General features: G+C 57.1%; 14 protein-coding genes, 1 tRNA gene and 2 pseudogenes. 7 read left to right on the forward strand and 10 right to left on the reverse strand.

What is annotated here, in order from left to right:
• Window positions 1–26 precede the first annotated feature (26 nt).
• Genes HWY37_RS30945 through HWY37_RS30965 form a run of 5 tightly spaced genes read right to left on the reverse strand, consistent with a single transcriptional unit; the run spans window position 27 to window position 9,950 of the window.
• Entirely contained in the window at window positions 27–419 is a 393-nt protein-coding gene (locus tag HWY37_RS30945; RefSeq protein ID WP_176090566.1) for a nucleoside 2-deoxyribosyltransferase domain-containing protein, read from the reverse strand.
• Window positions 397–1,098 carry a hypothetical protein gene (locus tag HWY37_RS30950; RefSeq protein ID WP_176090567.1) on the reverse strand — a complete coding sequence of 234 codons (702 nt, stop codon included), beginning with the start codon at window positions 1,096–1,098 and terminating at the stop codon, window positions 397–399. Before HWY37_RS30950 ends, HWY37_RS30945 begins: the two co-directional genes overlap by 23 nt.
• Window positions 1,076–6,502 (reverse strand): FtsK/SpoIIIE domain-containing protein, encoded by a 5,427-nt coding sequence (locus tag HWY37_RS30955; RefSeq protein ID WP_176090568.1) that lies wholly within the window; start codon window positions 6,500–6,502, stop codon window positions 1,076–1,078. Before HWY37_RS30955 ends, HWY37_RS30950 begins: the two co-directional genes overlap by 23 nt.
• Complete coding sequence (locus HWY37_RS30960) at window positions 6,502–8,046, reverse strand: hypothetical protein (protein ID WP_176090569.1); 1,545 nt, start codon at window positions 8,044–8,046, stop codon at window positions 6,502–6,504. The genes HWY37_RS30955 and HWY37_RS30960 overlap by 1 nt, the downstream gene beginning before the upstream one ends.
• Window positions 8,043–9,950: a hypothetical protein gene (locus HWY37_RS30965; RefSeq protein WP_217706415.1), complete on the reverse strand. Its 1,908-nt coding sequence runs from the start codon at window positions 9,948–9,950 to the stop codon at window positions 8,043–8,045. The genes HWY37_RS30960 and HWY37_RS30965 overlap by 4 nt, the downstream gene beginning before the upstream one ends.
• Before the next feature lie 898 nt (window positions 9,951–10,848).
• Between HWY37_RS30965 and HWY37_RS30970 the strand changes: the two genes are divergently transcribed.
• From HWY37_RS30970 to HWY37_RS30975, 3 genes and pseudogenes are all read left to right on the forward strand, one after another.
• Window positions 10,849–12,879, forward strand: a complete 2,031-nt coding sequence (locus HWY37_RS30970) for a hypothetical protein (protein ID WP_176090570.1) — start codon at window positions 10,849–10,851, stop codon at window positions 12,877–12,879.
• Between the two features lie 98 nt (window positions 12,880–12,977).
• Window positions 12,978–13,178, forward strand: a pseudogene (locus HWY37_RS34815) (ATP-binding protein); the annotation flags it as partial.
• 334 nt (window positions 13,179–13,512) lie between these two features.
• Window positions 13,513–13,937, forward strand: a pseudogene (locus tag HWY37_RS30975) (transposase); the annotation flags it as partial.
• Between the two features lie 380 nt (window positions 13,938–14,317).
• On the opposite strand, the gene HWY37_RS30980 reads toward HWY37_RS30975, so the two are convergent.
• Window positions 14,318–14,791 carry a helix-turn-helix domain-containing protein gene (locus tag HWY37_RS30980; RefSeq protein ID WP_281372310.1) on the reverse strand — a complete coding sequence of 158 codons (474 nt, stop codon included), beginning with the start codon at window positions 14,789–14,791 and terminating at the stop codon, window positions 14,318–14,320.
• Between the two features lie 862 nt (window positions 14,792–15,653).
• On the opposite strand from HWY37_RS30980, the gene HWY37_RS34930 reads away from it, so the two are divergent.
• Entirely contained in the window at window positions 15,654–15,851 is a 198-nt protein-coding gene (locus HWY37_RS34930; protein WP_176090573.1) for an AbrB/MazE/SpoVT family DNA-binding domain-containing protein, read from the forward strand.
• A gap of 679 nt (window positions 15,852–16,530) precedes the next feature.
• Here the strand turns inward: HWY37_RS34930 and HWY37_RS30990 are convergent.
• Window positions 16,531–17,532 (reverse strand): PDDEXK family nuclease, encoded by a 1,002-nt coding sequence (locus HWY37_RS30990; protein WP_176090574.1) that lies wholly within the window; start codon window positions 17,530–17,532, stop codon window positions 16,531–16,533.
• A 1,119-nt stretch (window positions 17,533–18,651) separates the two neighbouring features.
• Between HWY37_RS30990 and trfA the strand changes: the two genes are divergently transcribed.
• Entirely contained in the window at window positions 18,652–19,503 is an 852-nt protein-coding gene (trfA, locus tag HWY37_RS30995) for a plasmid replication initiator TrfA (RefSeq protein WP_176090575.1), read from the forward strand.
• 144 nt (window positions 19,504–19,647) lie between these two features.
• On the opposite strand, the gene HWY37_RS31000 is transcribed toward trfA, so the two are convergent.
• The 3 genes from HWY37_RS31000 to HWY37_RS31010 all read right to left on the reverse strand — a co-directional run bounded on the left by HWY37_RS31000 (window position 19,648) and on the right by HWY37_RS31010 (window position 22,075).
• The gene (locus HWY37_RS31000) at window positions 19,648–20,850 is read right to left on the reverse strand and encodes a tyrosine-type recombinase/integrase (RefSeq protein ID WP_176090576.1); all 1,203 of its coding nucleotides are present in this window, start codon (window positions 20,848–20,850) and stop codon (window positions 19,648–19,650) included.
• Window positions 20,851–21,099: 249 nt separating this feature from the next.
• Window positions 21,100–21,175 (reverse strand) — tRNA-Lys (locus HWY37_RS31005).
• A gap of 153 nt (window positions 21,176–21,328) precedes the next feature.
• On the reverse strand, window positions 21,329–22,075 hold the full coding sequence (locus HWY37_RS31010; RefSeq protein ID WP_175209670.1) for an SDR family NAD(P)-dependent oxidoreductase: 747 nt from the start codon (window positions 22,073–22,075) through the stop codon (window positions 21,329–21,331).
• Window positions 22,076–22,190: 115 nt separating this feature from the next.
• Here HWY37_RS31010 and HWY37_RS31015 point away from each other — a divergent pair, with 115 nt between their 5' ends.
• Window positions 22,191–22,835 carry a TetR/AcrR family transcriptional regulator gene (locus tag HWY37_RS31015; RefSeq protein WP_176090577.1) on the forward strand — a complete coding sequence of 215 codons (645 nt, stop codon included), beginning with the start codon at window positions 22,191–22,193 and terminating at the stop codon, window positions 22,833–22,835.
• Window positions 22,836–22,846: 11 nt separating this feature from the next.
• Window positions 22,847–24,436, forward strand: a complete 1,590-nt coding sequence (locus HWY37_RS31020) for a GGDEF domain-containing protein (protein ID WP_176090578.1) — start codon at window positions 22,847–22,849, stop codon at window positions 24,434–24,436.
• Window positions 24,437–24,439 lie beyond the last annotated feature (3 nt).

Raw genomic sequence — 24,439 nt, forward strand, 5'->3', positions numbered from 1 at the left:
GTTGTAGTAAGGCATCGGCATTCTCCTCAGTCGATCGACAACAGGTGATCAAGAGCTTCGTCCAGCGTCGGAAAAACGCGCTCTGAGCACTGGCGAACCATCTCGAAGTAGCGGCTCACAGACGGATCTTCCACCTGGTCGACCACAAAAATCCGCTTGCCCAAGGCCTTCGCGAATCCGACTTCTAATGCCAGGGAATAGCCCCCTGGATTGGAGGCCTCCATGTTAGCCAACACGATGTCGGACTCACGCACAGCTTCCAGGTCCCATCGCGTGTACTCGACGGGGTCTTGAATGTTGTGCGCGCTCGGGTCGAGCAGCTCAAACGAATTAGTCAAACGAGCAGCCACCAGAACTTGCCAGTGCGATCGAAAGCCGCCGGCAAGGTAGATTTTTCTAAGCGGTTGCTTTGCCAGCATTGACGTCCTTCTTGACTTTCAGTTCGGCTGCGGCGATTGCAAACGGGGTGACTTTTGCTCTCGAAAAAAATACCTCTCCACGCTTGAGCAGAGCCCAGGCCAGGCCAAGCATGAGGGCTACCTGAACGCCCCAAGGCGGCGGGTAGTCGTAAGCAAACAGCAGATTGGGCCAGAACACTGAGCAAACAGCGAAGTCGAGCGCGATGATCGTCAAAGCCATGCCAACGCCATTGCACAGAAGAGCAATGAACATGAACCGCCGCCCCATTGAACCTGCCTCTGAAGAAACCGAAAGCGCGACGCTGCAAAGGTCGTTGTAGTCCCACTCCTTCTCGCCGCCTCCAGCCTGCTGAGCTTTTACCAATTCCGCGAACCACTCGTAGGACTGCCGCTTCTTCGCTTCGGCTTCGTCGAATGCCTTGACCAGTCCGAGTTTGGTGAGCGGCATCTTCAAGACCTGCTCGTAAAGGGCAAGCAGCGCATGCCCGAGCGCGAACAGGATGCCTGCGAAGGTCAAAGCCGCCGAGGTCGTGTCGCCCAGCTTGAAGATCGATTGGAGCTGGACCGGACCAACGTGTACAAGCGCCAAGCCGAAGGCCAATACTGCGCCGGGCACCCACGCCCCGATCAGATCGTTGAAGAACTTGGAGATCGTGTCAATTACTGCCTCGACCTTCATTCGGCGCCTCCCTTGCCCCGTTGTCAACCGCGATGGCTGCCACAGCGGCCTCGATCTCCTGATCTGACAGGAACGGAGCTTGCGCGAAGACAAGACCTTGCTCGCCATTGAGTTTCGCGGCCAGATGCCCTCTGCCCAGCAGCAGCTCGGCACCCGGTCGATCCAGCGCGATCTTGGATGTCGCTTCGCTGGAAACTTTCAAGATCAGCCGATTTCCTAGGTTCTCGCGAAGCTGCATCGGCATCACGTCCTTGTCAGGGCGCTGAGCCGCGAAGATCAGATGGATGCCGGCCGCGCGGGCCTTCACGCCCAAGCGCTGCACTGCCGCTCCAACCGCGCTCTTATAGGCGTCATCTAGCATCCAATCCGCGAACTCGTCATGAACCAGGAAGACCATCGGCAACCGCTCTTCGGCTGACACCTTGGAGTTGAAAGTCGGCAAGTCACGAGCTCTTGCTTTCGCGAACGCACGGTAGCGACCCTCCATCTCCTGGACCAATGCCTCCAGTACCTCGCCAGCCTTTTCCTTAGTCGTGACAATCTCGTCACGCATGTGCGGTAAGTCCGCCAATGGGGCATAGTCGACGCCCATCTTGGGATCGATCAGGATGAGCTGCGCCAGATCTTTGGAGTTTGTAGCAGCGATGTCCAACAGCAAGGCCTGTATCAGCACTGACTTGCCACTACCCGTCGCACCAGCCACCAGAGAATGGGGCTCGTGGGATGAAAGCCCCCCGAACTCGGCGCCGAGGTTCAAATACAACAGCGCCCCATTGATCTCCTGAACACCCAAAAGAAAGGACGTGTTGACGCCTGCAACGTTGCGGTTGAGCTCACGACGCGCCCACAGTTCCCAGAGTGACACAGCCTGGCGTTTGGAACCGGCGACTGTCACTACAATCTCACCGGGTTTGGGTTGGACGGTCACGAGATTGATCGCATGTGTGGTCAGGAGCTGGGTGCGCTTGTTCTCGATGTCCTCGACTCGCAGCCGATCAGAGCCAGCCAACCGCACTAGACAGCCATTGGGCGTCAGCCGCGTCCCCAATACCGCCGCTTGGAGTCCGTAGCTGTTGAGCGCAGCCTTGAGTTTCTTGGTAGTTTCCTGAGCCCACTCATCCCGCTCCGAATCGGACTGACCAACGCCAACCGCCTTGGAGGCAACCAGTGCAGCAAAAGCGGAATCGACCTTTACGATCGAGGCGGGCGCTGGACTTTGAACGGCAGGGGCAGTTTCAGCTGTGGATGAGATCGGCTCAGGAGCCAAAAGCTCTTGCGCCGAAGTAACGACATCCTCTGAAGCCTGAGAACCACCCTCTTTTGCAACAGGCTCCTCACCTGCGCTACTGGCAAGCTGCCCCATGGCCGCAAGCCATGGAACTCGTGCTGCGGGCCTCTTGAACGTATGGTCTGACCATGGCTCGTGAGCACCCAGAATTAATCTCGCATCCAGGCTACCCGAACCTTTGGCATAAGCTTCAACGAGCCTCTTGAGCTCGGCTCTGTCAAAAACCTCCTGCCAAGCTCTAACTCCATTCTCGTCCAAGAGGAGTTCTTGCTCGGAGGCCGATCCCGCACCTGCGTCAGATGTGTGAACGTAAACCTGAGAATAACCGCGTAACGAAATCTCCACGTCGCCTTCACGCAACTTCGAACGCGCACGCTCCATCAAACCAGTCATCCCCGGAGGGATATCGGCATCAATCAGCATGTCAGCCAAGCGCGCGAGCCAGACATCACGATCAAGACGTCCCGGATCGCCAAAAAGCGCCTCTCGAAACAAGCCCAGAGTCGTCAGCAATTGGTCCCTTGAGCTGCGTCGTGCCACTGCTAGCCCATCAGCTCCAACATATTTGGACTCCACGATCGAGATGACAACCCGAACCCCTTCGTCCTTCTCCTCAACATTGAGAGCAAGGATGTCCGCAATCCGACTCTCTGGCTGCGAAAGCCAGCTCGCGTAGTCGTCAAGTAAGAAATAGGCGGTTAAAGCAGGGCCTCCGCCAGCGAGCGCCTTGAATTCCTCTGACAACAGATGGCGGCTGAGCACCAAGCCAATCATCTCGCCTGCTGACACACCTCGTTTGGCCGCACGCAGCACGATATCACCAGAGACCGACAGGGCGTCTCGCTTTGCTTTATCCGCGACCTCGCTGACCTCGTCTGCCGTAAGTTGGAGCTTGAGTTCGTCAAGCCGACGCCGTACCAGCACACCAAGCAAACGCAACTCTGACGTGGAACTCACAATCATATTGCGGCCATTGGTCGAGCCGCGGCGATACCTAACGACGGTAATATTGTTGTGCTGGAGTTGGCGCTTGTCTAGAAGCTCGTCATATGTCGCGACCCATTCTGCGAGATCGTGCGCATCCTTGATCAGCGCGGTTAGATTCGGGCTTTGCAGTGAAATGCGTCTGGCAGGCAAAAAGCGCTTGTCGGGAACGGCATCGGTCTGGTTGCACACGGCCGCCACGGCGGTCACATAAGCCCAACCCGACGCCGTTTGCCAGGGGCAGGTCAAAAATGTAGTCGACTTCAGCTCATCTTCACCCGATACGCTTCGATAGGACCACCGCGAAGGCGCATGCTCCAAGCTCGGGCGATCGTTAGTCCAAGCAACCGACAACCACTCCTCCTTGGCCGAGCGGGCAACGACATCGTGCAAGAAGGCAACGTCGAAGGCCTTAAATCCCAGAGCGCTTTCGCTGGGAGTAGCAGCGATCGGCGTAACGGAGATGCGCAACTTCGAGATAAAGTTATCGCTAGTTTCGCTGACGACCGGAAGATCAGGATCATCACCGGCTTTATTCACGAGCTCGCCGTAGACACTACGGAGTTTAGCTTGATCAGTGTGCCGAACGGACACGCTGCATTGGAGCTTCCTATCCTCCTGAATCGAAGAAAGCTCGCGCACCGTGGCCAGTGGTAACTCGGCAGCATCGGCGTTATAGAGGACGACACTAAGGTTAGATGCCTCGTGTGGTTGCAGACCGACGTATCTCTCCAAGAGCTCCCGCGCTTGCTTAGCCGCAGCCGTCGGATCCACATCGGTCATGACATCTTCGTCGCCCCGGATCGGGGTTTCCAGGAGACTGTAGCCATTGACCGTGCTGCTCGCGCTGACCAACTTAGGGGCGCCACCATTAGTGAGAACGGCTATTTCCGGATAGAACGGATGCGCAATCTCATCGGACAGCTCACGCATGAAGATCTCGCGGTCACCATAGAGAATGCTACCGCTGGAGAGCAAATGGGTGGCAAATCCCGCCACGCGACGGGATTTCACCGCCAGCGCCTTCATACGCTCGGGGTGCCAAGGCGGAACAATCAGCGCTGGGTTATCCCCAACCACTCGAGCCGTGCCAATTGACAAGATTTCGGACACCAATCGCGAACGGCAAACATCGCCACGGGCCTGAGCCATAAGCGTGTTCAGCAACACACTGAAGGACTCAGCTTGACGCATGACGGCCTCGCCATGCAACCCAGTGAATACGAAGTCCTCCATCGCTTTGATGTAATCCTCCTCGAAGGTGTCCCATGCCCCCCGGATTTCATTCCGTTGCGCAGGTGTTAGCCGGCCTTCTTCCGCAAGATCTTTGATACGGGTCTTGATGTCTTGGCGGAAGCTACGGAGCTTATTGACCGCAGGAACCAGAGAGCCAGCATCGGTGGAGTACGTAGCTTCTAATGTCCCCGTATCGAGCAGCGACACACTTTGTACGCCCCCCTTCTTGCTTACCAACCGACGCGGAACTTCCGTGCAACCTACCGCTCCTTTCTCTAATAGGCGGTGCATATCCGCAACCATCGATAGTCCTATCGACGTTGGCTTGTAGCTCCACAGGAGTTGCGTCTTACTGATCTTGGTCTCATTGCCACTGACCACTTTCAGCAGCTCAACATCGAACTTGATCTGCAAGGCCTGGCGCGAGAGCGAGGCGTTAGTTTTGAATTTCTTGTTGCGACTCTCAGCGATCTCTCGCTCTTTAGCGATAAATTTCTCGAAGTCAAACAGAGGATCAGGAAGATCGGCCGCAGTCATGCGTGTAACCTTCCAGTCCACCTTCGACCCCATTAGATCCCGCAGCCCACGATACATTGCAGAGAAGAAGCAGCCGGCGTCGTGGTTGAAGCGTTCACGCCACTCTGTCCTCCCCTTGTTGACTGTAAATCGGAGTATCCGCTCACCATCAACTTCCTCCAAGCCCGCATGCAAGTTATTCACAACCCGCGCAAATCCATCGAAGAAATCGGTGCACTCGATAGGCTTGCCGAACAGCGCCTTTTCCCAGCGGGCAAGTAGTTTAGTGTCGCGCTCCAAGTGTCGACGATGCGTAGCGAAGAACTCTTCGTCTTCCGGCGTAAACTCAGCACGCCGCTCGCGCGACTTCAAATCATCAAGAAGCTTTCGGCCCTCTGGCTCCAGGGCATCTTCTTCATCACAATCGTGATCGAAAAAACGTAGCGTCGTCTCGGCCAAGCCTTGCTGCTTCTCCTTTGGCTTGTCAAAGGCCAAATAAACCCCATCGGACTCCCATTCGAATTGAGCCAAGGATGCCGCAGCCTCTTGGTCACCTGCCGGCGCCGAGACGAAAGCCTCCAATGCTTGGCGGGCACCATCGAATATCTCAGCAGCATTAGCTTCAATGCGTTCGCGCAGTTCCTCGGCGTCAAGCGGCTGACCATTCTGACGTAGCTTCTTGAGTAGCGGCGCACGCTGTGTGAAAAGTTTTGCGAAGGCCTTTTGCCATGGGCCGCGTGTCGTCCCGAACGTCCGTGCGTTTGAGAAATACCCGCTATCCCTGGGCAACTCCACCTTGCACAGCGCATAACCAACCGCATCTCGGATCGGAAGACCTCGAGTAGCGATAGCTTCGACAATCTCTGAACAAAACTCGCCCAATTGAACAAGTGACAGTTCCGAAGAATTGAGCAAGCCACCGAGTGCAGCACTAAAAATCGTGCGATCGTCCACCACAGGTGAAAGGCCGCCAACCTGCAAGGCAGCATCCACCCAAGACTGTGGGTCGGCTCGCATCTCCTTTGCACCGATTGTCGTGACATGCGTAAGAGTGTCAGAAAGATTATGCTCGCTACCACTAGCGGTAAGGATGGCGTCCTTTTCAGTGATAGCATGGTTGCGCACGTAGCCGGCGTTTTCCGAGACGAGAAACTCGGCCGGCAGCCCCTGACCTTCGACCAATGCCTCAGGAATCATCATATCCACACGAGCCAAGGTATCTGGATTCGCGAGGACTGCTCTTACCACTGCCGCGATTTGACTAGGCGAGAGCTTATAGAGCCGAAAAAGTGCTGCGGAATCTCCTGGCTGGCCAGGGTTCGAAGTGCGTTCGGCGAGAATGTCTGCACCGACACGTCCGATAATGCGATCGGTCAACATCAGGCATTTCCCTTAAACGCAAACGGATTTTCAACAAACGAACAAGAGTCAGACAACCGTCTAACTAAACCTAGACCTTCGAGCCTTGCCTCCAGATTGTCTCGGTTCTCACTCAGCTCCTCCTGATCGACTTGCTTCGCATTGATGAGGCGTCCGCCCTCAGCATCCCCGATCACCAAGCCATAGCGCTGCTTAGCCTTTGCCAAAAACTCGTCAAACTGCATACTGTCGTCGACGATGGTCACGACTATCGATTTCAACAGGCGATCATTGGGTGCATAACGCGTACGCCGAGAAAGCCGACGCGAACCTAGGCCGATTGCCCGTGACCATGCTGCATGAATTCTGCCCACGTGTTGCTCATGACGAGCAAGTGCCCGCTCGACTAGGGTATCCACAAGAGCGTCTGGGCTCTTCCCTGAACTATGCTCGTCATCACTGTCGACCGCAGGCCATTGGAAGCGATCACGCATGAGCTTTACACGCTCGGCGTCAGGAAAGTCGCTTGATGTGGCTGCCACCCAAGCATCCTCCAGCCGGATAGACTCGACGTGAGCGCGCACCGCCTTGGCAGGTAGACCTTGGTTGTACTGGTAGCTGTCACCTGAAAGAGCACGGACCTTGGTGCGCTCCTTAGAGACAATCTCGCAAACAAATTCGACAGGCTCGTCATCACCCGAAATACGCTTAGCCCTTTCAAGAAAGTAGAGCAGCATATTTAAGCCCGAGATCGTAATCAGATGCTCCAGCGCGTCATAGATCGGCATATCCCTGTCAAGGACAGCCAACCAGTCTTCACATATCAGATCGAAGCGAGCGTTAGAAACTTCGGGAAGGTAGCCTGACTGCCTGGCATCATCTGCACGCTGTTCAGGCCCTTGAAGAGCCTTAACCAGCCGGTTCAACGGCGCCTCACGATCGAAGAGACGCTTGGAAAGGATATCCCCAAGTTCCGCGCCACGCTTGGCACGTGTCAGCATAAGGTAAAGAAGCTCACCAGTACGCGCGAAAAAGCGCCGGTCATTACTCATCTTTCTCTTGGAGTCGATCTGCAAATCTTCATACAGAGCGTCTGGACCGAAGGGGAAGACGAACTTTGAACTCCAACGCTTATTGCTCCGTGACTCAAACGAAGATGCCCTCAGAAGCTCAATGGCCTTCGCAAGATCATCGAAACTGGAAAACGATTGGCGCAAGTAAACCATGTCGTCGTCGCCATTGTCCGTTTTCCCCTGATCAAATTTTTCGAACCACTGCCGCCATTTTTCATCGTCAGGGAGAGCGCTATCAGAAATGGATTCCACGTAAGGATTATTGAACAGCAGTCCGCGTAGACGAATCTGCCGTTGCGGCCGAAACTTGAATGTGCCATCCAACCCATCATGTGGGCGAAGTGGTTTGTCCAAGTTGGATCCCAAGGCACCAAGAAACTCGAGAACCGTTAAATGTGGAAGCTGTTCATCATAAAGACGATGCCCCCATATATTTTCGTCAACACAAAAGTCGACACTACGGATTTCTGGTCGCTTGTAGATTTCACTCATACCACGGCCTTTACAATCACTGGGTGGGCTGAACCCCGTCCAAACGCATCAATATCGATGAAATTCAACGTCAAGGCTGTAGCCGTTCCGCCTATCTCATCGTCATCGCCATCAAACTTCGTCTTGCGCACGACTTCAGCTTTGCGCAACAGCTTTGCCTTGAATGCTAAGAGGTCTTCAAGACATTCGTTGGAAAAGCTAGCCGGTAGCGCACCTTCCGCAACGCGCGAGAGAAACTCATGCCGGATAGGCGTGAGATCGAAAGTCACGGCATGACCTGATCCGGGCAAAAGAGATACGTCAAGCTGTGGGCGTCCAGTCTCTTCGTCAAGCCTGATAGCCATGCCAACCCCGCCTTGACGCCGAGAGGGAGTCTCGTGGTCACATAGAACGCTTACACGGCTCTGAGTAAAGCCTCCAGAACTCGCAATGAAGATACGATCGACATTTTCCAAAAGCAGTCCAGTAAGTACGCGGTTAAGCCCTTTAGCAATGCGCCCTCGTGTTGTCTCGCTGATAGCGGATTTAGCTTTGATCGAGTGGATGATACTCAGATAGTCTCCGGCAAAGCGGAAGGCCGTCATGGACCACCGAGCATAGCCAGGCTCCTCCTCAGGCAGAGTGAAATACAGCCTACGCCGCTGTGCTTCCAAGAGCTCTACAAACTCGGCTGCCCCGTCTTCAATCCGCGTGGTTTCGTAGCCTTCTAAATACGAGTCTTGAGCAGCAAGGAATTCGATTGTTGCCCCGTAAATCGGATCGATAGCCACAAGCCGCTCAAAATCATCGAGCAGCTTCGGATCATCCCGACCATAGACCAACAACCCATCAGCAGCATTCGTCGTTTCCTCGCCAACGCCAAAACTCGCCATGGCTTTAAACACAGGGCGGCCAGACACCCGACGTCTGGGAAGATTCGCTCCAAATGCGTTTGCATAGATACTTGCCTTGCCCATGCCGCCTCGTTCTTGGATGTTCGGCACGTCAGCACATGTCATCAAATTCTCTTTGGCTATCTTGGCGTCGGAGTAACCCAAAATCATGTTCGAGCACAAGGCCAACAGATCTCTAACTGGCAAATGAAAACCGTTGAATCGCGCAATCTCTAGCAAGTCTCCGAGGCGCCCCGCAAGCTGCCCTCCGTCAGACTCGCCTAGCAAACGGCGACGATTCTCATCGATCGGACAGATCTTCCCGGCATGGTTCAAGGCACAACCTGAGCAATTGGCCCATTCCGAATGACCGGCTACCGCTTTGGCAACCTCGTCCAGCGTCTTACGGCTAGTCGCGCGACTAAGGTCAAATACTGCGAGTCGGTCGGGAGGAAGCCCCGATTGCAAAAAGCATTCTTGAAGAGGTTTTCGAAGAGGGTGTACGCGATCCTGTCGTCTCTCTAGATCGCGCAAACGGTCTAAAAGTTGACCGTGGTTAGCCGCCAGGATCACAACTTCAGAGTTGTCCTCGCCGAGCACTGATCTCTCCAATCGCAAGAGAGGAAGATCGCTTTCAGCCCCGTTAAACTCGGAGAGATCCTTGATGAAGACGGCTAGACGCCCATCGGCTAACCGATGCTCTTTGACATTGCCTTTTTCTGACCAAACTTTGGCGTCACCTCCGACGTGCATCCAAAGCGACCGACAATGATAGGTCTTTCCATCACCAGCAGTTCCAGCGATCAACATTGAGCCGCCGGCCATAGACTCGATATGCGAGACCATTGCTTCGAGCAGGGGGGTTGCCAACTGAATTGGCTGAACCTTAGCCTTCTTGAGTGCGCCGGAAACATACTCATCAAACATCGTCAGATTGTTTGGAGTGGGACCATAGCTACGCAGAAAGCGGACCCAAGAGCTTGAAGGAAATGCATCCCTTTCTGCACGAACTTTAGGGGTAGTATCAGTCACGCCTACTCTCCATCACGGTGTCCAACGCGCCGATCCGCTTTAACACCGATCCAATAACTTTTGGTAGGGAATTGTAGGATTTTAACTTCTATTTGATCTCGTGTATTCGCCGACGAGGTAAACAACCTCGTGAACGACAACTGCTTCACGAGTGTTGCATCTGCACTTCAGGCGGAATCGGCCAATCCGCAGCCATCGCCCCTCCACACACCTATGGAGGTGGCGCGTGGACGGCGCACCCAGAATAGCCACCACAAGCGCACGAGGGGGAACTCCTGCGCCCGAGACGACACGCGTTTACCCCCACCGCGCTGCTAGGCAACGAGGCGACGATTGCAGGCTGCCGGCAGCCATGGGGCCGCCTCGCATAGAAGTAGATTGAAAACCGATGCGATGTTGGTGCCACAGGCGGTATCCAACTCTATGGCTGACCAATCCGGCAGTGATGAGGAAACCGGATCTTGCTATCGATCTGCTGCCCCGCCTCCAACTCTGGCGTCGCAGCAGACTTGCTCCTAATCTCCCGAACTCGACAGGCATGCCCTGTGTTCGCGCTATACACACGGCGAGGCATTGCTGCCCGCCCTTCCTCGGACCGGAACGAACCTGCATCCTGACCTCCCACCAACTTTAAAGGAGGGCCGCCGAAGACGACTCCCTACGACATCCCACTGGCCACGCGCTATACCTAATCTCGGCGAGTGAATGTGGCTTCAAGCCACCCGTCACGTCCCCTATCAACCACCTGAAACGGAAGAACTGAAATCCCGGAAAATAGGTCAAAATAACGAATCAAATATAGTAGTCGTTTTGACTACAAGTCTATTTGGCATAAAAGAATCATTTTATATTCAGCATGTTATTGTACCCATCGTTCTCAGATAACTACTGCGACGCGATGGAAGAAAAACAGCATAGAGCACAGGGCATTTTTCAATTAGGCAACTATTCGTCGTACGCAGTGAGCTACCAAACCCAGCTCGCCTCGCGCGTCACACCGAGTTTCGCTCCTCCCGTTTCGCCTTTATCCGAAGACGAAATGGACCTCACATACAACCAACTCCTCGAACACCATAAAACCCGCCTGACCCAAGAACGAGAATCCTTTTCCGAGCAGGTACTGCGCAACCACACCTCCGCCCTGAAGGCCTACCTGGTGTTCTGCGGCAAGGACCTGAGTCAGCGCGTCAGCCGCGAGTTCACCGCCGACTTCCTCAAGCGCATGCAAGAGTTCGCTCAGCTGATTTCCGGCGGCAATCGCAAGACGGCTGCCGATAAGCTAAGCATGCTCAGGGCCATTAAGAAGACCGTGGACACCCTGCATCGCAAGGCCCAGTTGGCACCCGTGTCAGGCATTTCGATGTTCCACAAAGAGCTGCGCCTGGCCGTCGCCAGCAGCGGACAAGCGCCGGAAGAGATCGCGAAGGCGATCGGTGCCGCACCCCTGACGCTGCCACGTTGGATGGGTGGCGCGAACCCCGTGAAGAAGGGGATGCCGACACTACGTCGCCTGGAGCGTCACCTGGGGCTCGAACGCGGTTTCCTCGAAAGTAAGCTGGAATACCCCCGCAAGGAGACACGCGTCGCAATGGTGGTGGCTGGCGACCGGTACATCGAACGCATGCGCTCCTTGGTCAAAGACCCCTTCTATCTGCCCCGCAGCGAATTCAGCTGCGAACTGAAGGCTGAGTGGTTCGCGCTTTTGCGCTACAAGACCGCCGAGCACCCGGTTGGCCTGCGTCGGTCACCTCGCGGACGCTGGCGCGTGCTTGCCAAGGATCAAGTGGGGCGGGAGATCTCGAGTGAGCAGTTCTGCTGCGTCACGGAGGGGTACTACAGCCCCAGCGCTTCCCGCAACTTTCAGATCGTTCGCGCGTTCCTCGGGTTTCTGAGCAAACCGAAAGAAGGAAACACCGCCGTAGCAGGGCTGGGACTGCCCGTGGACAAGGTGCAAACACTTGCCCACTTGGTGATCCCTGAGAACCTAGAGGCATACCTCCAGTTCATGAAGGCACGCTCTGGCCACACCATACACAACGGGCACATCAATGTGGCTGGCGCCGTCTGCAACCTGACGAACCCGGGAGACGGATACCTGTGGCAGCACCCTCAGCTTCTGGAGAAGGTGCAGGAATTCGCTCGCGACCGGACATGGCAGCAACTGTGCGATGAGACGCACAGCCTGTGCAAATCATGGCAACAAGCCGGGAAAGGCAAAAAATCGCGCGACCCCAAAGCACCCTTGCTTCACTTGCTCAGCCTTGACGATCCGTTGGTGCCGTTCAAACGGGCAATCAAGCAACTGGACATCGCTGCCGCGAACTGCGCACCGGGTTCGGCGTTTCAGGCTACGTACAAGCGAGATGCTCTGCTCGTTGCTATTTCCCTGTCCAACCCGCTTCGGCACCGTACGCTGACCATCATGAAGTACATCAAGCCGGGAGAGTTCTCCGCATATGCCTCGAACCTTTATCAAGCTGAGGACAGCACGTGGCGCCTGCGCTTCTGGAAAGGGGACTTCAAGAACGACGGATCAAAAGATGATGACTACGACGCGCCACTTCCCAAAGCCCTGGCCTCCCGGATCGAGGAGTACCTGGACGTATACCGACCCGTTTTGATTCGGCGCAATCTAGGCGCCCCTTGGGTGTTTCCCAACCTCCACGGCAATATGCACAAGGACGTCGGACAGTTGATGGCTGGCGTGGCTCAGAATTACATCCCGGAGGTCTCACGCCTGCGGATGCACGCTGTGCGACACATCGTAGCGACTGACTTCCTGAATAGGAACCCCGGGCATTACACGGTGGTCGCAGCCCTGTTGCATGACAAGCTGGAAACCGTGCTGAAGCACTACGCGCATCGCAAGAGCGAATCAGCATTCAACCTACACGAAGAACATATGAGGTCCTTCTTCGTTGAGGATTGATACCAAATTTTCCTATGCGTCCACCCTCACGCTACGTCGGCAGAATGGCACACTGTTGGCACAGCATCGACCGTCAATTAAAAGGGCCCACGCTAAGCTTGGGCCTAAACGAGCGCTTGAAGGCGCTCAAGCTGCACGGTATGGCTGAAGCGCTCACCGACCTCGTGCAGCAAGACTCTCCGGCATACCAGAGCGGCTCTCCCATCTTGAGCCAGCTTCTACGGGCCGAGCTTACCGAGCGGAAGGTGCGATCTATTGCCTATCAGATGAAGGTGGCCAAGTTCCCAGCATATCGAGAACCAGCTCCTGACTTGAAGTAATGATTGCTATGCAAACAAGGACGCTCACAGAAGGTCTGCTAGGCGGTAGTTTTCAGACATATTGGACAGTAATCGCGCACTTTTCAGACAAAACAAGCAGTAAGTGACTACTTTTCAGACGTGTTTACCCGGTTTCGCAGGGTGATCGAGTGGTTTTCAGACATCAGGGCGTACCCACCTCTGCGGTCGAAGTACCTTTGGAGGCGCCGATCAGAACCCTCTGCTCTTTTGTTGGAGCGGGACCTGCGATGAGCAACGTAGGCGATCGTAGGGGTAGCTCAAGGCAAACCTGGAGCTGAGACCAACTGTTCGGGCCTGGGTGGCCGACATGACCTACATGCGCACGAAACGTCGCTGGCTTTATCTGGCCGCCGTGATGGACCTGTACTTGCGCAAGGTCGTCGGCTGGGTGATGGCGCCCACCATGCATGCGGAGCTAGTCTACGCGGCCTTACGCATCACCATCGCGCTGCGCCAACCCGCGCCCAGCTTGATTGGGCATGCCGACCGTGGCCGCCGGTACGCCAGCCAGGCTCACCGCGATCTGCTGGCTCGCCCCGGCCTGCTCACCAGCATGAGTCGCAAGGGAACTGCCGGGATAACGCCGGGATGGGAGGTTTCTTCCTAAACTTGAAGTTGGAGCGGATCTGGCAACGGAACTACGCCAATCCCGCTGAGGCCGTCACCGATATCAACCACTACATTGTCGGCTCTTTCAACACCTATCGCCTCAATTCTGTATCAGACCGAGGACGGCACGTGGCGTCTTCGCTTTTGGAGGGTAGGCTTCAAGAACGATGGGTTTAAAGATGAGGACTACGACGCCCCGCTACCCAAAGCAATAGGCCCAAGGGAACCCAGGGCATTCACGGTCGTGGCAGCATGTTGCACGACAAGCTGGAAACGCTGCTGAAACACTATGCCCACCGTAAGAGCGAATCGGCATTCGATCTGAATGAGGAGCATATGAAGCCCTTCTTTGCCAAAGATTGATGCGCCAGTATCCCCGGCAGCCTCATGATAGTTAGCTGAGACACAGAGGAGCAAGACGGGCCTGAACCGATAGTCATGCAAAAACCCCCACTGCTACATAGCGTGGGGGCCAAGTTCAACGCAAATCAATCCTGAAGCTTGATCCTCCGCGTCAACCACCAATCTCCCATCGGCCGGAGGAAGTCCTCAAGCTGAGCGCGCTGATGCAGCAGAACAATAAGTACCTTCATTGGAACAGGCAGGCGTTCGAGGTCCGTGAGATCAACCCCTGCCTCTGCCGCTGATGGACTGCTGCTAATCGAAGCCAGCCCTCTCGAAATCCCCTCTTCGAAGGTCGGGATGTCCTCGATGAAGTCGGCCAACTCCAGCCGACCTGCGAGCACGAAGGCCCCGATCGGCGGCATACCGAGATACGTCGCGAACCGCCGCAAATGCTGATCGCTAACTGCATCCATCGCCTTGTCACCGTTCAACAACTGAGACAGGTAGCTCTGACTGACCCCGACGTGAGCGGCCAGCTGCGAAACAGTATGCGAACGTTCGCGCATGGCAACTCGCAAAGCGTGTCGGAGCCGAAGGCCCTTATTTCCTTTCTCCATAATTCTTGCCTAATAGAACGGGCACATGCCCACAGGCGTATAGCTAGATGTGGCGCACGATGAGGCATTGCCGTCAGCGCAATCCCATTGCCCCCAGCAATAAAGACCCCATGCCAAGTAGAGACCAGTAGGCTGGAGCATATTTTCTCGGCCCCCAGATGATCTACTTTCACCCCAACGCTCTTGACACCTCTGACCTAGGTGACCCGGCAAAGCGACTCCTTCACACAATGATGGCCATCGGAATCGAGCTAGGCGAGAGCGACCATCATCGCGTGGAGGCTGAGGAACTTCTGCGACGAGCAGATCTGCCACGAGAAAGTCGATCGCTAATGCGGGACCTGCTCATCGAATGCACGAAAGCCTTGGGTTTGCTTGAGCCGGATGACGACAGCGACGACGACGCGCTAGAGGCAAGCTGCCCTGTCTTCCAATATGTCGCCCAAGACCATAATGAAGTGATCTACCGAATGTGTCGGCCCATCTATGGACTGTCGGCGTCAGAACTGCAACGCCTGCTTCCTCTACATCCGCACAAGTTTGTTCCGCTTCTTCCGACACGTGTAGCAAACGAAAGTGTGTCATTCAACTCTCATGCCGAATCCGCCCAAGGCTGGCCAGGCAGCAAGGAGATGATCAAGACCTCAAACTCCAGACCTATATCCCTGGCAAACGCAGGAGGCGATAACTCTGATCAACCTATCGACCTGAACGAGGTAGTTCGAACGCTCTGGCGACTCGCTCACGAGGATGGGGACTTAGGCGCGGAATACTGGAACTCAGTCATTAACCTCCTCAGATCAGCAAACTCCATGCGCTCGGAACTGCTGGAGCTTCGGCGACGTGAGAATGCATCTAAGGCATGACGGATGAGCAGACCTCAGCGAAGCTGAGCACCAAAGGCAGGGTGACGATCCCCGGCGCCATCCGCGAGAAGCTGTCTCTCAGGCCTGGCGACAGACTCCAATTCGAACTACGTGTAAATGGCTCGTTGGAAGCTCGTGTTGCCGGAGGAAACAGCGAAGTGCCGGCTGGCCGCACGGATGGCGGGCACGAATGATCTCCGCAGCTTCCCCCGAATGGCCTGCCTCCGCTTCAAGTGCGGGAGCATGTCGTCAGTATTGCTCCCCCTCACTCTTCGACACGGGCTTACCCTATGCCTCGCCCCAACATCCTTGCCCTCGACTTAGAAGGCACATTAATTTCTAACGCCGCCAGCCAAATCCCTCGACCTGGGCTCAACGAGTTCCTGATTCATTGCCGTGAGATGTTCCCGAGGATCGTGATGTACACGACGGTAAGCGAATGGAGGTTTCGCCCAATCGCAGAACTTCTCGTTGATGAAGGCCTGGCACCCGGCTAGTTTGCACAAATTGAATACGTGCGGTGGAAAGGGGCCACCAAGGACTTGGCAAGGATCCGTGGTGCAACGGTTCAACAGTGCCTTCTAGTCGATGACTTCGAAGGATATGTCCATTCCGGGCAGCAATTTCAGTGGGTGAGAATCGACTGTTTCGAACATCCCTATGAGCCGGCTGACCAGGGGCTCGCACGTACACTACTGGATCTACGCCAGCGACTGGGTTGAGCCTTCTAAATGGTCAACTACGGGGTAGAGCTGCCGCACTGAAACAGGAGATTCGCTCTTCCGCCTGCTGCCAGAAGGACGTCTCGTGTCAGGCGGGAATCCCAACCCACCGCTCGTTGGAAAAGAGCCCTTCCAAGAACATGCCGCGGCTTCAGAACGGGATCTCATCGGAAAATGGATCCACAGTCTTGGGCAAGGGCAGAGCGTCTTTTGGCAAAGGCAAATTCGCTACGATGAACAGGTTGAGGATGTCATCTCGATCCATGAACATCACTTGCGACCGCTTACTGGCGTCCAGTTTGTTGCCGAGCCAGTTTCGCGCTGCCTTGGTGATCGTCCCGCCAGCAACAATAAAGGCGTGATCGACCAGTACACGCCTACTTAGCTCTGAGTCAAAAATTTCGTGGCCCAACATCATCGAGACTTGGTTCAGGATCTCGGCTACGTTAGCCGACCCATCCTTCCCCACTCCTGCTGAATCCAGTTTTCCCTTTTTTGCCTGTATGCCGAAGTACAAGACGTGTAGTGTCGGCAGCGTGTACTTCATCCATATATCTTTACCGTACTCAAGCGCCTTGTCCTGATGACCAGCTGCTGTGATTCGATGAAAGCCGAGCTGACGGAATAGCGGCAGCAATATCTCTTCGATTAGCTCGTCCTCAGAGCACTTATCAAGGTAAGCGGTCAACTGCGCCCGACGCTCCAGCTCAATGGGCGTCATCGGACGGTGCGGATTGGCTAATTGCGCGATAGTGTTGGTAGCCGTGTGACGAAGCTGCGCAGTGCCCTGCTCATCAAAGAATGCCTCCCACCCCTCACGCGCAAGGACAACGTTAAGCGTCACGAGTGCATTCTTCCGCTCCGGATCTCCGCTCTGCGCATCGTCCTTATCAAGCAAGGAGCGGATGATCTTAATGAACGCGTCTGGCGGCACCGTCGGCCCAGGTTGGGGCAGTGCTAAGACCTCCTCTAATCGACTGGCGACCCAGGGAGATCTAGAGGAGCCATCGTGCGCATAGTCAAGGTCACAGTCTTGGAAGAATTCGGTCAGGTACATGCTTGAGCGATACCTGAAGAAATTGACTTTTTCTGGCTCGCCATTGCCGCAGATGAGGTCGGCTAGGGCACGCAGGTTTCGGCTCTTCCATTTCATAGCTAGTCTGGTAGCTCCATGAGTGCTTTTCAGCTAAGACGATACCGCACCTGAGGGGCTCCAGCCCGGAACTTGCTTTCGTTGGGTTGAACTGGATATGTGGGGAGGGGCCGGGAGCTGGGACGGGCGTCACGCTCGATGAAAGATACTCGACGCAAATGCCGAATGCCCGCGGCTCCAACTTCAAACTGGACGACTTCCAGTGGGTTCGTGGGAGTGGCTCCTGATCCATTCTCGAATGCTCAGCTCGTTCCCAGAACGACTAGGCGGGGAAACAGCTAAGACATCCGCGCCGGAGCAGCATCGGGGATAGACTACGTTACTCAAAGCCCCGTATGAATACCGAAATGGATCGCATGACTGCACAGGTGCCCCGAGAGACATGGGATCCAAAAGCAAAGCCCACGCATTGCGTGGGCCCAAGGAAAGTCATCGGAACGGCGCCCGCAAAATGCGATCTGCAAATTGCGCCTCACTTTGAGGCACCCCGCTCAACTGGACAGCGATGCTGAGTGACTCCAGTTCTGCTCCCAAGCCTCGCCCGTAATGTCACCCCGGCCGGACTTATCGTCGAATTCAGCGATAGGAAAGTTTATCAAACACGCGCCAAGCCGCATAGTCAGCGACGCCCAATCTCAATAGACTGCGCTACCACCCCACCCATCTGGTAAGCCAGTGTTTTCGCACAGCTAACCAGGGGTGCGAGCATCCCATCTCGAAGCCTAGCAACGTACCTTGCACGACAGGACAGAGCTCGCATGACGCGAATCTTCCATTCAGGGGAGATGGATCTTTTAGTTAAAGAACTCTTTTAGTTAGGAGCTCCAAGGAAGGCGGCTGACTCTCAAAAACAGGCCTGAATCACAAGGAGATTTTCCATGCAGATCGGGCAGCCCCGCCCGCCTGACGCAATCTGCCCCCCCTGCTTAGGCACTCTGCCCTCCCTCCCATTACCTCTGCTCGTTTGCGTGCTGACCCGCCTCTGAGCCAATCCGATTCCCCCGGCGGCATCTCTGTTGCCACTCCCAGTCAAAAAACCCGGATTTCTGTAGGTCAGGCAAGCGGCATGCCCCCCTTGCGAAGCTATACATACTCAATGAAACTCTTAGTGCGCGAGTCATGAGTAATAAACCCGATCACCCCCGGGCGCAGGATGTTTGGCTAACTCCACACTTGAGACCAGGAAATGTTCGGGCTGCGATCCCAAACGTTCTGGCCCGTTCAGCGATATTTGCAGGCCAGCCTGCGAATTTGAAGAATCGGCGAGCGTTCACTGAGAACTCACTCCTGCAATCGGTCCGAGGCTATCAAATCTTTCAGCAAGGCGGCATGCAGCTAACTCAAGCTGAAGCGACCTTGTGGATGGAACTGCTCAGAATTGCCTTGCTGGCCACCCAAGAACCAAATGCATCTCGCATTCCGATTGACATTTCTGCCAACGGCCTGCTGAAGCGGCTGGATAAGGCCTGCGACAGAAAGAACCGTCAGGCCCTGCGGACGAGTTTGCAAGGTTTGGCCGCTGCGCGTGTGAGCGTCGTGCACGACAGCGGATTCAGATGGGAGAGCAATCTGGTCAACCTTGATGAAGCGGTCAATGGGTCATCCACACGCATCGTTTTGAGCGTTGATATCAACCTGCTCTCTGCGTACACAGCAGGTTATACGCTCGTCAATTTGGATCAACGACGCAAGCTGAGAGATTCAGCGCTGGGGCTTTGGCTACACACGTTCTACTCGACACATAGAATTCCGCTACCGCTCGCCTCAGCCACACTGCAACGGCTTTCGGGGTGCGAGAACATGAGAGCCGCTGCCTGGGCGCATAAGCTGAAACTCGCTTTGGAAGCTTTGACAGATGCCACTGGTTGGAAATGCCAGTTTGATCTATCTAAGGGCACGATGATCCACGTTGAAAGGCCGGCCTTCGTGTCGAAACGAGACCGGCAACGCCCTCTCTACGAAGAGATCTGAATCGCCATCGCGGCGGCTGTGTTGCCCTCTAGGCGAGGGCCGATAACGCTGGGAGCTCTCTAATGGCGCGGTAGACAGCTCTCAATTCCGCGATCAAAGCCCAAGCTAGATCTGCCTGGGCTTTGATCATCGCCAAACAGTCGGTCAGGCGGCTTGCACTGTCCGCGTTGACACCGTGCCCCGTCGAGCAAACTCGACCCGGATTACGTTGCCGCATGTCGCGACGGCAACATGGTCGAGCAGTTCGGACGAACCGTCGTAGGAGTCGGAGGAAGGAGCGGCGACCATGACATGTTTGCCCGACGAGGCTTCTGGCTCGTAACTCCCTCCACTGCGCGCAGCCTCCACAGCCCTCACCCTTGCGGCCAATTCGCTAGGCGAAGGGTTGTAATAGCGCATGGCCATCTGCAAGGTCTTCCAACCCATGATCTTGGCCAGCTCCTGAGGCATCATGTGCGGGGCCAAGCGAGTCGCGGCTTCGTGACGAAGGTCGTGAAAGTGCAAGTCGACCAGGCCAGCAGCCACGCAAGCTGCCTTGAAATCGCAATCGAGCTTGCCGGTCTCGTGATAGCCCTTGAGGACCTTCTCTGTCGAACGAGGAAGACTCTCAAGGACGCGTACAGCCTCGAGATTCAAGCCCACTGACCGCTTGCTGCCATTGCGGGCCTTTGTCAGGTTCATGACGCCGCCTTTCAGATCAACCTGTGACCACTCAAGAGTCAGAAGCTCACCGGCACGCAAACCCGTGGCCAGCGAGAGTCGAATGCATGCTTCCAGCCAGACTGGTTGCCGAACGCGCTTGTCGCTTACCCTCGAGAGGAGCCGGGCCTCTTCATCCCCACGAAGCCTACGCTCACGGCCTTCGGGCGCCGATGGCCGCCTCACGTCCTTCAAAGGATTGTCGAGTGGCCAGTTCCACTCCTTCTTGCCAATCGTGTACAGATGCGAGAGCAGCGCCAGCTCGAGCCGCACCGTGTTAGCACTGCCTACTTGTGCGGTTCGCTCATTGCGGTACTTGGCAAAGTCAGAGGACTGAAGAGTGCTCAGCTCACGCTTGGCCAGCGGATGCTTCTTCAGAAGTCGAATTCGATTGCGTTCGTTGCGCTGCCCGCCCACGGCCTTGGTCGGGACGACTTCTTCCATGTAGCGGTCCAAGGCGTCGCCGAGGGTCAGTTTCGCGACGGGGCGCAGGTCTCTGAATTTCCCCTCGTCCATTTGCCCCTCGTGCTTTCGCACCCACCGTTCGGCGTCGTCTTTGGTCAAGAACGTCTGGGTTTGCCGCGGGAAGCCTTTACGACGAATGTCTGCCTGGTACTGGTAGTCACCGCGCTTTTGAATGTTAGCCATGCTGCTTATCTCACAATTTGAGGATTGAGGTATAAGCGCCAACGCGGGAGGGCCCTTGCTTCGCGGGGCTCCGTTTCGCCGAAAACTACCAGCAAATGGAGGTAGAAATTTTTTCTGTAACAGCGCTCGAAGATAGCTGCCTTAGTCCGCCAAAACACCGAAGTGCGTTAGAAGTGCGGTCAAAATTCCCAGAAAGCAAAAAGCCCACCGTTTCCGGTGGGCTAAGCGCTTGATACTACTAGAGAATTCTGGTGGGCTGTGAGTGGCTCGAACACTCGACCTACGGATTAAGAGTCCGCTGCTCTACCAACTGAGCTAACAGCCCTGCGACTTCACTCACTTCGGACCGCTTTGCTGCGCGTTTCTTAGACCGCCGCCGCTGCGTTTCGTTATGTGTGTAGTGCGAAGAAACAAGATTATATGTAGCTTTTTTGGTTTGTGCAAGTCGACTCGAAAAAAAGTTCTGAGCCCGCCTTCATCAGGCCGCGTAGCCCCCATCCACCGACAGGTTCGCGCCCGTGACGTAGCGCCCTTCCGGCCCGGCCAGGAAGGCCACCATGCCCGCGATGTCTTGGGGTGCGCCATAGTGCGGCAGGGACAGCACGGCCACCAGGTCCGCGGCATGCGCGCCATCGGCGGGATTCATGTCGGTGTCGATCGGCCCCGGATGAACCACGTTGGCGGTGATGCCGCGCGCGCCCAGGTCGCGCGCCAGGCCCTGCGTCAGGCCGATCAGCGCGGACTTGCTGGCGGCGTACAGCGCGACGCCGGCCCGGCCGGCACGGCCGGCCAGGCAGCTGCCGATATTGATGATGCGGCCGCCGTCGGGCATGGCGGCCTGCGCCGCCTGGATGGCGACGAAAGGCGCGCGCACGTTGATGTCCATGGTGCGCTCGTAGTCGTCGAGGCTGGTCTCGCCGATCGCGCCGGTCAGGAAAATGCCGGCGTTGTTGACCAGCACGTCGATCGGTCCCAGTTCCCCGACGGCCTGTTCGACCGCGCGCCGGACGGCTGCCGCGTCCGCGGCATCGGCCTGGATGGCGCGCGCGCGGCGGCCGTCCTCGGATAGTTCGCGCGCAAGCGCCTGCGCCGCGGCCTCGGACGAGGCGCTCACGTAGGTGAAGGCCACGTCGGCGCCGTCGGCCGCCAGGCGGCGCACGATGGCGGCTCCGATGCCGCGGCTGCCGCCGGTCACGAAGGCCACTTTTCCAGTCAGATTCTGCATTGCCACACCCATATTTGTAGTGATCAGTACAAATATATTCGCCGAGCCTCAAGCGCCTCGTCAACTATTTTTTTATCAATCACCACAAAAATTGCTGGCGGGTAAAATCACGTCCATGGCAGAACGTGGTCGCCCCAGGAACTTCGACCGGGCCCAGGCATTGCGCAAGGCCATGGACGTCTTCTGGTCGAAGGGATATGACGGAGCATCGCTGACCGACCTCACGGCGGCGATGGGTATCAATTCGCCCAGCCTCTACGGCGCGTTCGGCTCAAAGGAAGGACTATTCCGCGAAGCGGTCGAGCTCTATCGCGAAACCGAGGGCGGATCGGCGCGGCGCGCGCTGCAGGATGCACCCACCGCCCGCGAGGCCATCCAATCCATGCTGCTGGCATCCGCGGAACGCTTCACCGCCCCCGGCACGCCGTCTGGCTGCATGATCGTGCTGGGCGCGCCGGCAGGCTGCTCAAACCAGGCCGGCGTAGGCGACTTCCTGGGCGACAACCGGCGCGAAATGCAGAGCCGCATCCTGGCCCGCCTCAACGCCGGCGCCTCGCACGGCGAACTGCCGGCGGGCGCCGACCTCAAGAGCCTGGCCGCCTTCTACACCACCGTGCTGCACGGCATGTCGATCCAGGCGCGCGACGGCGCCAGCCGCAAGACCCTGCAGGCCGTGGCCAGGCAGGCGATGTGCGCCTGGGATGCGCTGACCGGGAGTCCGCCTCCCTCCGGCCAGCCGGCAAGCCGGGCCCGCGCCTGACGGATACCGCCATGTTCCGACTCGATCTGCGGCGTCTCATCCTGTGGATCAGCCTGCTGTCGGTCCTGCTCGCGCTGCTTGGCAGCCTGCATGCCAGCTACTTGGTGCAACGAGACCTTCTGCTGCGCACCGCCCTGGAACTCAACCAGGCCTATGCTTCCAAGCTGGCTTCCGTGACCGACGTATTCCTGACAGACCTGAGAAACTATCTGTCGTACAGCGCGGAAATGCTGGCCGACATGGACGTGCATCCCGAACACATGGTGGCCGAGACGCAGCGGCAGGAACGGCAGCTCGGCCAGTTCAATTCCACGTTTGTCGTGTCGCCGCAAGGCAAGGTATTGGCGGCATCGACATCGGATCGCGCACTGCTGGGCCAGCAGTTGGACAGCGAGGCCGTCACGCGGGCACAGACGACCTTGCGCCCGACGGTCAGCGCCCCGTTCATGGACCTCAAGAGCCGCTGGCTGATCCTGTACACCCACCCCATTTTCTCGGCCGACGCCCGCTATCTGGGATTTCTCGGCGGCACGCTCTACCTGCATGAGCACAACATGCTGGATCATCTGCTGAGCCAGCACTTCTACCGCGGCGACTCATCCCTCTACGTCGTCGATCGCAACGGCATCCTGATCTATCACCCGGACCCCGCCCGGCTGGGACAGCCCGTCTCCAAATCCGGCGTATTCGCCCCCGCGCTGCGAGGCGAAACCGGTGAAATGCGCTTCTCCGACGACGACGGCCACGAGTTGCTGACGGGCTATGCGCCTGTGCCCAGCATGGGCTGGAGCATCATCGCGCAACGCCACGTCGACGCTGCCTTGCAGCCCCTGGGCGATCTGCTTCTGACCACGGTTCTCCATACCTTGCCACTGCTGCTGCTTTCAGTCGCCTCCATCTGGCTGCTGTCGCGCTGGATCGCCCGGCCGCTGGGCGAACTGGCCGGCATCGCCAAGCACATGCAGGACGCGGATTCGGCGGACCGCATCCGTGGCGTGCGCTCCTGGTACTTTGAAGCCGCGCAACTCAAACGCGCGCTGCTGGCGGGCCTGTCCTCGATTCACCACAAGATCCGCGACCTGCGCCGCGAAACCACTACGGACACCTTGACGGGCCTCTTGAACCGGCGGGGACTGGACGAGGCGCTGGGGCTGCTGCAAGCCGAGAAACAGCCGGTGGCAGCGGTGGTCATCGACATCGACCACTTCAAGCACATCAATGACCGCTACGGCCACGCGGAAGGAGACCGCGCGCTGCAGTCCCTGGCAAAGCTGATGAGCGAGGGTTCGCGCAACGGCGACACCGTGGCGCGCGCCGGCGGCGAGGAGTTCGTCATGCTGCTGCCCGGCGCGCCCCTGGAAGCGGCCATCGCGCTGGTGGAGCGGCTGCGCCAGCGCATTGCCACGGAGCCGGGCACCGTTGCCACGCCCCTCACCATTTCGGCGGGCGTGGCAGCCTACCCCGCGCATGGCGCGACGCTGGACGCCGTCCTGCAACGCGCCGACCAGGCGCTCTATTACGCCAAGAACCACGGCCGCAATGCCGTCTGCGTCGCGGACGACGACGCCCAGGGCGGAGCGCGCCGGGCGTCGCCGGCCTGAGCC

Source organism: Achromobacter anxifer (genome assembly GCF_903652925.1).
In the GTDB taxonomy this organism is placed as follows: domain Bacteria; phylum Pseudomonadota; class Gammaproteobacteria; order Burkholderiales; family Burkholderiaceae_B; genus Achromobacter; species Achromobacter anxifer.

Coding starts and splice junctions, on each gene's coding strand:
- HWY37_RS30945 (WP_176090566.1), bottom strand. CDS start 419: ATGCTGGCAAAGCAACCGCTTAGAAAAATCTACCTTGCCGGCGGCTTT.
- HWY37_RS30950 (WP_176090567.1), bottom strand. CDS start 1,098: ATGAAGGTCGAGGCAGTAATTGACACGATCTCCAAGTTCTTCAACGAT.
- HWY37_RS30955 (WP_176090568.1), bottom strand. CDS start 6,502: ATGTTGACCGATCGCATTATCGGACGTGTCGGTGCAGACATTCTCGCC.
- HWY37_RS30960 (WP_176090569.1), bottom strand. CDS start 8,046: ATGAGTGAAATCTACAAGCGACCAGAAATCCGTAGTGTCGACTTTTGT.
- HWY37_RS30970 (WP_176090570.1), top strand. CDS start 10,849: ATGGAAGAAAAACAGCATAGAGCACAGGGCATTTTTCAATTAGGCAAC.
- HWY37_RS30980 (WP_281372310.1), bottom strand. CDS start 14,791: ATGGAGAAAGGAAATAAGGGCCTTCGGCTCCGACACGCTTTGCGAGTT.
- HWY37_RS34930 (WP_176090573.1), top strand. CDS start 15,654: ATGACGGATGAGCAGACCTCAGCGAAGCTGAGCACCAAAGGCAGGGTG.
- HWY37_RS30990 (WP_176090574.1), bottom strand. CDS start 17,532: ATGAAATGGAAGAGCCGAAACCTGCGTGCCCTAGCCGACCTCATCTGC.
- trfA (WP_176090575.1), top strand. CDS start 18,652: ATGAGTAATAAACCCGATCACCCCCGGGCGCAGGATGTTTGGCTAACT.
- HWY37_RS31000 (WP_176090576.1), bottom strand. CDS start 20,850: ATGGCTAACATTCAAAAGCGCGGTGACTACCAGTACCAGGCAGACATT.
- HWY37_RS31010 (WP_175209670.1), bottom strand. CDS start 22,075: ATGCAGAATCTGACTGGAAAAGTGGCCTTCGTGACCGGCGGCAGCCGC.
- HWY37_RS31015 (WP_176090577.1), top strand. CDS start 22,191: ATGGCAGAACGTGGTCGCCCCAGGAACTTCGACCGGGCCCAGGCATTG.
- HWY37_RS31020 (WP_176090578.1), top strand. CDS start 22,847: ATGTTCCGACTCGATCTGCGGCGTCTCATCCTGTGGATCAGCCTGCTG.